10 protein-coding genes and 1 pseudogene are annotated in these 11,288 nt (G+C 51.5%); 5 read left to right on the forward strand and 6 right to left on the reverse strand.

Features of this window, described 5'->3' with window-relative positions:
* Positions 1 to 240 precede the first annotated feature (240 nt).
* The gene (locus tag PY990_RS15740) at positions 241 to 1,773 is read right to left on the reverse strand and encodes a transposase (RefSeq protein ID WP_275272407.1); all 1,533 of its coding nucleotides are present in this window, start codon (positions 1,771 to 1,773) and stop codon (positions 241 to 243) included.
* 95 nt (positions 1,774 to 1,868) lie between these two features.
* Between PY990_RS15740 and PY990_RS16415 the strand changes: the two are divergent.
* A pseudogene (locus PY990_RS16415) lies at positions 1,869 to 2,396 on the forward strand (VPA1262 family N-terminal domain-containing protein); the annotation flags it as partial.
* Between the two features lie 86 nt (positions 2,397 to 2,482).
* The gene (locus PY990_RS15750; protein WP_275272409.1) at positions 2,483 to 3,640 is read left to right on the forward strand and encodes a hypothetical protein; all 1,158 of its coding nucleotides are present in this window, start codon (positions 2,483 to 2,485) and stop codon (positions 3,638 to 3,640) included.
* A gap of 206 nt (positions 3,641 to 3,846) precedes the next feature.
* On the opposite strand, the gene PY990_RS15755 is transcribed toward PY990_RS15750, so the two are convergent.
* The 5 genes from PY990_RS15755 to PY990_RS15775 all read right to left on the reverse strand — a co-directional run bounded on the left by PY990_RS15755 (position 3,847) and on the right by PY990_RS15775 (position 7,942).
* Entirely contained in the window at positions 3,847 to 4,890 is a 1,044-nt protein-coding gene (locus PY990_RS15755; RefSeq protein WP_275272410.1) for a type I restriction-modification system subunit M, read from the reverse strand.
* Positions 4,887 to 5,357 carry a HEPN family nuclease gene (locus PY990_RS15760; protein ID WP_275272411.1) on the reverse strand — a complete coding sequence of 157 codons (471 nt, stop codon included), beginning with the start codon at positions 5,355 to 5,357 and terminating at the stop codon, positions 4,887 to 4,889. Before PY990_RS15760 ends, PY990_RS15755 begins: the two co-directional genes overlap by 4 nt.
* The gene (locus PY990_RS15765; RefSeq protein WP_275272412.1) at positions 5,354 to 6,850 is read right to left on the reverse strand and encodes a type I restriction-modification system subunit M; all 1,497 of its coding nucleotides are present in this window, start codon (positions 6,848 to 6,850) and stop codon (positions 5,354 to 5,356) included. Before PY990_RS15765 ends, PY990_RS15760 begins: the two co-directional genes overlap by 4 nt.
* A 208-nt stretch (positions 6,851 to 7,058) precedes the next feature.
* Entirely contained in the window at positions 7,059 to 7,466 is a 408-nt protein-coding gene (locus tag PY990_RS15770; RefSeq protein WP_275272413.1) for a hypothetical protein, read from the reverse strand.
* Positions 7,467 to 7,555: 89 nt separating this feature from the next.
* Complete coding sequence (locus tag PY990_RS15775; protein ID WP_275272414.1) at positions 7,556 to 7,942, reverse strand: helix-turn-helix domain-containing protein; 387 nt, start codon at positions 7,940 to 7,942, stop codon at positions 7,556 to 7,558.
* Between the two features lie 119 nt (positions 7,943 to 8,061).
* Here PY990_RS15775 and PY990_RS15780 point away from each other — a divergent pair, with 119 nt between their 5' ends.
* From PY990_RS15780 to PY990_RS15790, 3 genes are all read left to right on the forward strand, one after another.
* Complete coding sequence (locus PY990_RS15780; protein WP_275272415.1) at positions 8,062 to 8,358, forward strand: DNA-binding protein; 297 nt, start codon at positions 8,062 to 8,064, stop codon at positions 8,356 to 8,358.
* A gap of 249 nt (positions 8,359 to 8,607) precedes the next feature.
* Positions 8,608 to 9,489 (forward strand): TnsA endonuclease N-terminal domain-containing protein, encoded by an 882-nt coding sequence (locus PY990_RS15785; RefSeq protein ID WP_275272416.1) that lies wholly within the window; start codon positions 8,608 to 8,610, stop codon positions 9,487 to 9,489.
* Positions 9,479 to 11,284 (forward strand): DDE-type integrase/transposase/recombinase, encoded by a 1,806-nt coding sequence (locus PY990_RS15790; protein WP_275272417.1) that lies wholly within the window; start codon positions 9,479 to 9,481, stop codon positions 11,282 to 11,284. The genes PY990_RS15785 and PY990_RS15790 overlap by 11 nt, the downstream gene beginning before the upstream one ends.
* The last annotated feature ends 4 nt before the right edge of the window (positions 11,285 to 11,288 follow it).

Genomic DNA, 11,288 nt, shown 5'->3' on the forward strand with positions numbered 1-11,288 from the left:
AAGGATAGGGAATATAAACAGGTATTCCATTGTCGTCGAGCCTGAAATGCTTGCTCGTTACGGAGCCTATTTCTCCGCCAAAGACCCCTCGAAACCCTGAAATGTCCATGAATTGCGCCAAATTCACCTGCCTTGCTGGCTGCTCTCCCCTCAAGCCCCTCATGCATCCGCACACTCCCCTGCAATCCGTGTAGGTCGCATCGTCCGTGATGTCTGTTGGCGTGCTTGCTGTATGTTGGTTCAATCCGCCAGTCCCTGCTCCCACCCAGGCAGCAAGGGTGGAGCTCGTGGTGGCGGCAATTGGGTGGATGGAGAAACTTGTTTGGCTTCCTTGGCCTTGAGGTGGTTGAGGATCTTGTCGATGACCACAGGGTTCTCGATGCAGGCAATCACCTTCACCGGCCCCTGGCACTTTTCGCATTCGGTAATGTCGATGTTGAAGACGCGCTTCAGGCGTCTGGCCCAGGTCATGGCGGCCCGCTGCTCCAGCGGTGTGCGTTCCTCGGGCGCAAGGTGCACGGTACCGACCTTGCCTGCCCCCTTGCCACGTTTGGCCGGGGTGATCGTTACACGGTAGTGGCTGTTGGGGGCGAACACGCCGTGGAAGCGGGTCAGGTTCACTCTAGGTTTGGGCACCAGCGCCGCCAGCTTCGCCATGAAGTCCAAGGGCTCGAAGATCACATGGGTGGTGCCGTCCCGGTACGGTGTCTTGAGTTCGTAACGTACCCGGCCGTCTCTTGTCAGCGCCAGACGCTGCTCCGAGATCGCCGGGCGCGCCACATAGCGGCACAGGTGCTCCAGTTTCTGTCTTTCATGCGCCTGCACTGCCACGCCGGCGTGCAGGGAGAAGCCGCCGGCCTTGGCCAACTGAGTGAATCTGTCGTCTTCCGCTGCTTTGGGGAGCAGGGTTTGCAGGGTGAAGACCTTCTTGCCCTGCTGCGGGCCGAGGGCGATGCGGTAGGTAATGCTGTGCCCGTGCACCTGCTGCATGGGCTCGTCTGCCAGGTGATCCAGAGTCAGGTAACTGTTCTCGCTGTCCTGGGTCAGCACGCCCTCCTTCACGAGGAAACGGGCCAACCGGGTGCTGAGCTGCTGCAGTACCGCTTCCAGATCGCCCTTGGTAGGCGCATTGACCCGGCGGAACACCTGGCTGGTGTTGTTGTCGTCGCTGTTGCCGTCGTGGCACCGCGTCACATACACCCCGTCCAGGAACAGCATATGAAAGTGGGCATTCAGGTTCAGGGCCGAGCCGAAGCGCTGGATGAAGGTCACCGCCCCGGTGCGGGCGGTGTCGTGAGTGAAGCCAGCCTGCCGGAGCAGCCAGGTGGCAATCGAGCGATAGACGATGCCCAAGGCCTTGCCCATCAGGTCCGGGTAGCTGGCAAACAGGAAGCGTAGCTGGAAGGGGACACTGAGCACCCACTGTCTGAGTGGTACCTTGGGCAAGACCTCATCGACCAGCAGCGCGGCGCTGTCGACCATGCGCCGGACGCCACAGCTGGGACAGAACCCTCGGCGTTTACAGGAGAAGGCCACCAGCTTCTCGTGGTGGCAGGATTGGCAGCGTACGCGCAGAAAGCCGTGTTCCAGGCGGCCGCACTTGAGGTAGTCCTCGAACTCGCGGGCGACATAGCCTGGCAGGGGTGAGCCTTGGGCGGCCATGAGCCGGGCAAACTCGGGGTAATGACGCTCAACCAGTTGGTACAGCAGGGTCTGCTCGGGCCGGTGGCGGACATGGGTGGCCGGCCGAGGCGCTTGGGCGGTAAGAGACATGACGGCATCCGTTCCATCGGTACTGATGTGTGGATGCCTTCAAACTGGAGGCAGCAGGACAGATCGGGCGCGCCATACGTCCCTCCCGCTCAAGGGTGGGCGGGCATATCGATGACCCATGGATCCCTCTCAACCGGCTTACCGAGAACAGTGTCAAACAGCTACGCCCCCAAAAATCTGAAGGACGGTTCTTTCTCACCCTCAACGACAGCGGGGGAATGAGTCGTCTGTTGTTGACAGACTGGCTCAGGAACATTTTCGAGCGGCACCACGATGCCCAGATTGCTTGGATAGACCCGTTTATGGAGGATGTTGGGATCGAACTTCTCAACCGATTGGGCACAGACACTGCTGATTACCTGATCATCACGACCGAGAAAGAATCGGGCAATGACAGTAAAAAAGCTGCAGGCGAACCTAACCGCGTTGAGAAGCTTCTCTCGAGGTGTGCTGACTGGGGTAATGGCTACTTTGGAAATGTTCGCCTCAAGGTGCTCGCAGTACCAGGGAGCAAGCTCCACGACCGCATGATCCTCATTCGTTCAGCCAATGATCGGCCGCTAGCGGGGTATCATCTATCCAATTCGGTTCAGAGGGCCAGCGAAAACCTCCCACTGTTGGCAACCCCTATTCCTCTGGACGTCATTCCACAAGTATTCGAGTATGCTGATCAAATTATCCAGAGCACGCTCCACGGAGATGGGAAGGTTTGCCACCCCGCCTCAAAAAGAGCCAGCTTGACATTGAGCACTACCGGTCACAAAAGCTCACCGCACTACTGCTTTCAAATTCGGACCCGTTCCGCGCATTTGAGTACTCACCTGTTGATACGTCGTGGAGCGATTACTACGCCATCAAACTTCTTTGGTCACGAGCTCCGAAGCAGCTTGTCTCTTGGTTAAACACGGTATGCTCTGAACCTATTAAGCAACCACGCACCCATGCACTTGTAGTTGAAACTCTTAAGCATATCTGCCATAGCATAAGCTTCGATAAGAATCTCGAGCAGATTGATGCGTTGTTGCAGAGCAATGTGAACGTTATAACGTGGGTAGGACTTCATGCTCTCGAAAACGCCATCAATAGAGGCAACTTGGGGGTTGAGGCACTATCAAAGATCGATAAGATCCAATCCGCCCATGTTCGACGCACCATCCTGTGCTGGCTGATCAACGAAGCGAACTATCATAATTCTGATGCCAAACCGCAACTCATCGCCCTATTGAATCAATCGCTTCAGACGCCTCTCACGGATGGGGAATTCAAAGACGTTCTTCAGCCCGTTCGTGGCCGCCTTGGGAGGCTGCACCACCTCACTCCCTGGATTCTTGAGTCCATGCTCGTGCCCATGCTGGAACAAAGAGCAATCGACATTACTCAAGTTGCCAGGCAGTGGTTGACAGAGCTGACTACACAATGGCGGGCGGCACTCAAGAATGACGACCCCCATTTCAAGCTAGAAGCAGACGGCGCATTCACCGATGAGCTGGCTGTGTTGACCAAATACCTGAGCCCCGTCGATCAAGAGGAAATTTTCAGAGAACTCAGTAAGATTTTTGTTACGCTGGCTCGAATCATCAGGCAACCGATGAGCGCTCAGGTAAGCTGGAAATCACACAGTAATGCGCATAAAGTAAACTTTTGGCTATATGCCCTCGCTCGCAGAATCGCAGCGCTCGTGCATGATGGATCACCACTATTAAATGACCTTCTACTTGACAGCGAAGCGATTGTTGAACGAATCAACCCCTCAACTTGGGTCAGTGTCTCAAGCGATGAATTACTCACTTATGTAAAGTGCGACCCCAACCAGATTAAGTCGCATAGCCTTCACCACACTATCCAGAGCGTGGTAGCGCCGCACTAACACCGGCCACTGGCTCTGAATCCTCGAGAACACCCATTACGGTATTTTACACCGCCTCACATTTCATCATTGCGCGGTGCCGTGCTTAACAGGTGATATTGTCTATGATGGGGCCGAAGCGAAGCGGCACGCTAGGCTCTGGCGGTCTCTACTAGCAGTACTTCCTGTAATTTATTTTATTGCAGTGCTGTTATTAGGGATTGGCTTTAGTCATGCCTTGTCGCAGTAATTGATGATATGTCGCAACAATTACTGAAAATGACAACAGCACACCGACCCTTGGCGCTGAGACTAGTCAGAATGTGTTGCTGGAACGCATAGTCGGCGCGGCCCTGCGGCGGCGTACCGAGCGAGTTGCGACCCCAATTATCACTGCTCCAAGCCTCGCGATTCCACTGCTTTATGGAGTAAGGCGGGTTGGCCAAGATCACGTCGAACTGACGTAGGCGGTCACCATCAATGTGCTTGGGGTCGGCCAGGGTGTCCCCCCGGCTGATTTCGAAGTCTTCCACCCCGTGCAGGAACAGGTTCATGCGGGCGATGGCAGAGGTGATAAGGTTGCGCTCCTGTCCGTAAAGCTTGAGGGTGCGGTATTCACCTCCTGAGCGTTTCACTTCATCCAGGGCCGAAATCAGCATGCCGCCAGTGCCACAGGTAGGATCGTATATCGACTCGCCCGCCTGCGGTGCCAAAAGCTGCGTCATCAGGTGCACCACAGTACGGTTGGTATAGAACTCGGCCGCCGTGTGGCCGGAGTCGTCCGCGAACTTCTTGATCAGGTATTCATAGGCATTGCCCAGCTCATCCTCGGGCACGTTGGCTACCGAGAGTGTCTGGGTTGAGAAGTGCTCGATCAGGTTCTTCAGCGTTTCATCGGGAAGGCGCTCGCGGTTGGTCCACGGGGCATCGCCGAAGATACCATCGAGCATGTCTGGGTTAGCTGACTCGATGGCCCGCATGGCCTTCTGAATGGCGCTACCAACGTTCTTTGGCATTTGCCGCACATTGTTCCAGTGCGCCTCATCGGGGATCTGAAACCGGTGGTTCTCAGCAAACTCGGCATAGGATAGGTCACCTCCTGAATCGGCTAGCGCAGCCTGGTACTCCTCGTCCCAGACATCCGATACGCGCTTGTAAAATAACAGCGGAAAGATGAACTGCTTGTAGTCGCCAGCATCAATCAGGCCTCGCAGCAAGACAGCCGCACCCCAGAGGTAGCTTTCGAGTTCCTGTTGGGTGATGCGACTCATTCGTATGTATTCCTGTCCAGTAGGATTGCGAGAAACTTAGTGCAGATCGTGTCAATATCGGCGACAGACAAGCGTGCTTTCCAGGTCACGTTGCCAGTCCGCGGATCAGTGTTCCAGACTATTAACGCGTTTATCTCGTTGTCTGCCCCCGGTTCAAATTTCAAGTTGCAATGCGTTATAGCGTTCCGGAGCAACCTAACAAGCTGCCTAAGGTCTGTTATTTGTGGATAGTTTCCTACAACTTCGGGAGTCGGCCAACCATTCGCAGCCAAGTCAGCGATGGGGGTCTTGGGTATACGGTCAAAGTATCTCTGCTGTGGAAAAACAAGAAGGCCCAGCATAGAGTTGACGAGCTGGGTAACTTCAAAGGCAGGCCTAGCCCCCCTTTCTTTCGCGAGCAGACGAATGGTTCTTAGATTTTCCTCCGTGCGCCTCGCAAAGTCTGCAATGACATCTTCATACATCATTTGAGCCATCCCCCTTCAGCCATGACCTGCGCGAGCCGCTCTTCGGCTTCACGGCAGCGGTTTAGCGCGTCCTTGAATGCCGCGATAGCATCGGGCAGTGATGGGATGTCTTCCTGCAATGGCGGCAGGACATAGCGCGATATGTTCAGCGTCCAGTCCTCGGCTTTGATCTCGTCGAGGCCGACCACACGAACCGCGTCCGGGACATCGGCAAAGCCGCGATACCAGCCGACGATCTCGGCGGCGTGCTCGGGTTCCAGATAGTTCTGTGCGCGTCCACGTCGAAACAGGCTTGATGCATCGGCGATCAGCACCTTCTTCTTGTGTGTGGCTAGTTTGCGATTGCGTAGCACCAGAATGCAGGCGGCCAGGCCAGTGCCGTAAAACAGGTTTGGCGCCAAGCCGATGACGGCCTCAACCAGATCCATTTCCAGCAGTTTCTGCCGGATGCTGCCTTCCACACCTTTGCGGAACAGAGCGCCCTGGGGCAACACCACGGCCATCCGGCCGCTGACGTCGGCCATCGACTTTACCATGTGTTGCACCCATGCGAAGTCACCGCTGGATGAGGGCGGTAGGCCGGCAAAGTTGCGGCCGAAGGGATCGTTCAGCCACAGGTCCTCGCCCCACTTTTCTAACGAGAAAGGGGGGTTGGCGATCACACAGTCGAATGTGGCCAGCCGGTCGACCTCGAAAAAGGCTGGGTTACGCAGCGTATCGCCACGCACCACCTGGAAATCTTCGATGCCGTGAAGGAATAGGTTCATCCGCGCGATGGATGAGGTGGTGAGGTTCTTCTCCTGTCCGTACAGTTTGCCCCACAGCCGCTTCACGTCGCCATGCTGTTCCTTCACGTGCTGCACGGCGGCCAGTAACATGCCGCCGGTGCCGCAGGCTGGGTCGTAGATGGTCTCGGCTTCTTTGGGATCGAGCATGTCGATCATAAGCTGTACGACGCTGCGCGGGGTGTAGAACTCTCCAGCCTTCTTGTTGGTGGCGTCGGCAAATTTCTTGATCAGGTATTCATAGGCGTCGCCCAGCAGATCCGATGTAACGTTCTTGTTACCAAACGGTAGCTTGGAGAAGTGCTCAATCAGGTCCTTGAGCAAGTCATCGGACAACCGCTCTTTATTCGACCATTGGGCATCGCCAAAAACTCCATAAAGAGTGTCAGGGTTGGCCTTCTCAATTTCGCGCATCGCTCGCTGAAGAGCTGTCCCGACATTGATGGCTTTGGTCCGGACATCGTTCCAATGACAGTCTTCAGGGATCTGAAAACGGTGTGACTCTGGGAACCAGGCCAACTGCTCGTCGCCAGTTTCATCGACGATCTCCTGGTACTCCTCATCCCAGACATCACATATACGCTTAAAGAAGAGCAGCGGGAAAATGTAGGTCTTAAAATCAGCTGCATCTACCGGACCACGCAAAATGTTCGCTGATTCCCAAAGGTGATTTTCTAGCTGATTCAGGGTGATTTTTGTTTGTTCCATTCCAACTTCTGAGTGAGTTGTTTTGTGTATCGATGATCCTAGCAAGTCTAATAGGAGCATCGGGCTGCGTAGTTTATTTAACTTGTGAATATGTTCTTTGATCGATGGGCGTACATCAGAATTGTATGCAAAACCCCACTTCGTTATATTTGTTCGTATCCAACTGTTTTTATAGACCCTTAATGCGGGGGGCGATGATTAAAAATCATCAATCATGACTGCCCATATTTTTGATTCGTATGGGTAGGCCTAGCGAACCGAGAGTATTGACCAATTTATTTATTCTTACCCCGCGATCAATTAACCCTCTAAGAATCAAGGCAATCAACATTGTGCCCACATAGAAGCCAGCAAGATCCTCTACGCGAATCCTCTCCAGCAAAAAGAAGGTTCGCGCCAAAAAAGTTTCGCATCCAGCCAAGAACCCAATACCTAACCACATTACCGTTTTGGATATGGCAGGCGGTGTCTTTAGTACAGGCTCATCTGATGACCTCCAGTCGATCATCCCAAGCCTCGCCGCAGGAGCTGAAATTCGAAGTGGATATTTCTTGAGAATGAGCTTTGTATCGCGCCTGTCTTCATAGTCATGAATCGCTGACACGATCATGCTCATGCCTAAGGGCCTTAGAATATGGCAAACGCGCCAAGAGAGAAGTGTCCTCGCGGGGATCCATGCGTCTCTTAAACTACGGTAAAGGTGTTTCATCGTCCAACTTCCCCTTCCCCTTTGGCTAGGTTTGCCACCCTCTTGAAGGCGCGGGCAATATGCAGCAAATTTTGACCATTAATTTGTAACTTTGATTCTTGGCAAAATCTGATTGCCTCGTCCAGGATTGATTCTTCCAGACTGTCGACTTTGAGGGTCAGTGGTTCACCTGACCGAACCCCAAATAGAACATATAGCGTATCCACGCCATTAGAACTCAATGATTCAAGGTAGCTGAGCTTGGGTTCACGTTGCCCTGACTCGTACTGAAACTGAGCGACACGGCCGGCTTTACCTAGGAGCGCGAACTCTTCTTGGTTCAAACCCATATCTTTGCGTACCTCTTTGAGCCGAGCTCCCACCTTGTCCATTTCGAAAAGCACGAATTTCCGCAAATTTGAGTAAATGACTGTTGCATTTTGCCATTTGTGTGCATCTCTTGCAATAAATCACAAAATGTAGTTGAATGTGAGCATTGTATTTGAACGTGGACGGTCCAGAAATGAATAATCTCGATTCCGCTAAGTCTATCCAGCAAGTCAGAGATTGGATGGAAAGCCGTGGCTTAACTGTGATCGACTGGGCCAATGAGTATGGTTTTAATCCATCAAATGTCTATCGAGTTCTAAATGGCATTTCAAAGTGCAAGCGAGGCGAGTCGCATAAAATCGCATTGGCGCTGGGATTGAAGGTTGAAAAGACGGGTGCAGTTCACTTGATGCAAGGATCGCAGCATCAAGTGGCCACGTTGCAAGATTCGCAAAAACTACACACAAAAGAGTGCTCGACGATGAATTAAGTCAAAACAAAAAGACCGACGATTTGGAGATCGCCGGCCTTTCCACCTCATGGGAATGAGGATTTAACGCATCTTTATTCTACAAGTTCCCGTGGGTTTGTCAACAAAAGCGATCAATGATCACGTTGGTGGTTGATAAGTCGCGCCTGTTCACGGGAGTTGTCGTGAAATTATTAAATCAATACGAACCCAAGACATCTGGGCAGAAGGGTTTTCGCAGTTCAGCTTATCTCGAATGGAGTGAGCGAAATGCGAGATCTATTGGTTAAGTCGCAAAAGTACTTCCTGGGTGACAACGCATTTTTAGACCATCAAATTCAGATGGACGACAAAAGCGGTCTTGGGCGAATCGAGAATTTTTCTTTGGTGGCCGTGAACACGGCTGTCGCTCACCTGTTCCGATCATGGCGCTCGGAACTTGGTACTGTTCTCCATGAGATTCGAAAAATTGATCATCGATCTAGTCGCAATTCTAGCGGTAATTTGCACTTCAAGTGGTTGACTGAAGACTCCGTGATGCAGCGCGAATCAGTGCTTGAACGTGATTTTTTGTATCAGGTGGCTGTTTGTCCGATCGTTCGATCAATTTATTCACAACCCGTCCGGTTTGAATATTTTGAGCCTTCGGCTCCAGGCAAGCTACGATCTTATATCCCAGATTTTCTGATTGTAGACAACTTTGGTCAACTGACCTTTGTTGAGATTAAGCACACATCGCTGTTAAAGCGTTCGAGGCACAGTTTCGATGGCATTCAAAAAGCCATCGAAAGATTGGGTTTCGATTTCCTATTCCTTACTGAACGTGAGCTGGGCAATGACGACAGGCTCAGTCGTGCCGAGTTAATGAAGCACGCATCACTCGCATTCTCGTTTCGCAACGATTTGTATTCGTTCATCAAATCAGTGAAGGTCACTACGTTGGGCGATATCTGTCATGAGTTCGCTATTGACCCTCAATACTCGGTTGGCTTGATTCCAATTTATCAAATGTGGTTCAACCCATACCAGCCTATCCATCTTTCTTCATCGATTTCATGGGAGAAAAACTTTGAGCCCTATATTCAAGTTGCAGATTGGTTTAACTGTGAAATATGGAGAGGCGATTTATTCTTTAAGGCGAATGTTGATTGATCAAAAACTAAGTTTCGAGCACATCGAAACAGGTATGCCACTCACCATTGCTGTTTCTGAGTTGTACAAACTGTTGGGGAAAGGGGAGATTTCTATTCTTTCGGAATTGGATGGCCAGAATATTCTGAAGGGTAATGATCTAACGTGGGTGCAATCGACCGTTTCTGCAGGTGATGTAAGAGCTACTTACTATGTCAATGCCGTCATAGATGCTGGAATACCACCCAGCTCACAAAAATACGTACCTCAAATTATAAAAAAATGTGCCTCTGAACTTGGTGATCCAGTGCCGCCAAGCGTACGCACAGTGCTCCGCTGGTGTTCTAAATCAGCTGGACGTGAGGCGATGACAATCGAGAATAGCGCAGTGTATGCCCGATCCAGGTCCCCAAAGCGATACGAGCGAGAGTTGGCTTGTATAAAACGTTGGTACATGACTGAGGAGCGACGCAGTGTTGTTGATACATATGCGATTTACTTTACAGAATCAAAGGATGCTGGACTGAAACCCCTTTCAGCTTCTACGTTCAACCGAATAGTGAAGTCAATGAATCAGTATTTGATTTGCAAATCGAGATATGGCGACAAACACGCGAGCGCTAAATTTCGAACTACCTTCAAAACCCAACCCGTGGCCACTCGTCCAAACCAAGTGTGGCAAGTGGATCACACACCGCTTGATTTCATTGTTGTTTGCCAAGATGGAATACCTCTCGGTCGTCCTACGGTAACTTCAATCATCGATTCGTATTCAAAGTTTATCGTGTCGTGCTACATATATTTTGGGGCGCCCAGTAAGACATCAATTTTCAAGGCGCTCAAAATTGCAATTTGTCCGGATAGTGAACAGGAGTCAATGTTCCATATCAGAGGCTTTGAGGGTGGTTTCGGATTGCCACAGCGTGTAATTGGTGACCGAGGCAGCGCGGAACAGTCCCATGAGATGCGTCTGAAGGCCAAGGAACTTGGATTTGACTGGGAGAACTGCGCCGCTTACACACCTTATGAAAAACCAGATATTGAAGGTTTCTTTCGCCGGATAAAGGAAATTCCTGTGTCGGCAGGTAGGGTGCACAAACCGTCAGAAGTTACCGTTGCCGCGCCAAAAACGCACGCAGTATTGACCCTAGATGTTTTTCGGAAACACCTTTACCAGTTTATTCATGAATCGCACCATAAGACAATAAATCGATTAACTGGCGAGCGTCCATTGGACAGGATGATGGAGGGCCTTAAAAAGAATCCCCCAATTCGTTTGCCGGTAAATAGCGATGTTTACGATTTGCTTGCTGCTCGAGAGTACCAAAGGGTGGTTGATCACAAAGGTGTTCAGCTGTTTGATCTAATCTTTGCAGGCCCTGAAATCGATCAACTGAAGAAAAGTCGAGGACATTCCTTCCGCACCGCTGTTCGGGTCGATCCGACAAATCTGTCATCGATATTTGTCATGGATCCTGCTAGCAATCGATGGGTTCGCGCCTACTCAACAAATCAACCCTACACGCAAAATCTTTCTCTTGCTCAGCACCTCTTAATTAAAGAAGAAAAGCGTAAGAGGAATGTTGAAAGCGGCAAGGTTATCGAATGGCTTGAGGCCAAAGCGTTGCTCGCAAAAGCCGTGTTGAGCGATGAAAAGGCTGGCCGAAAAATTCGATTACGTGATGCAACGAAGAGAGCCATTTTCCGTGGAAGTAGTGGCGATGGTAGTGATCAAGTGCTTGCAGCGGCTGATGTTCTGGACAAAATTTCCAGAAAGATAAATCTCGGTGTTCTTTCGACTGCGTATTCTGGTTGAAACT

The organism is Limnobacter olei (assembly GCF_029087225.1).
Lineage (GTDB): Bacteria > Pseudomonadota > Gammaproteobacteria > Burkholderiales > Burkholderiaceae_B > Limnobacter > Limnobacter olei.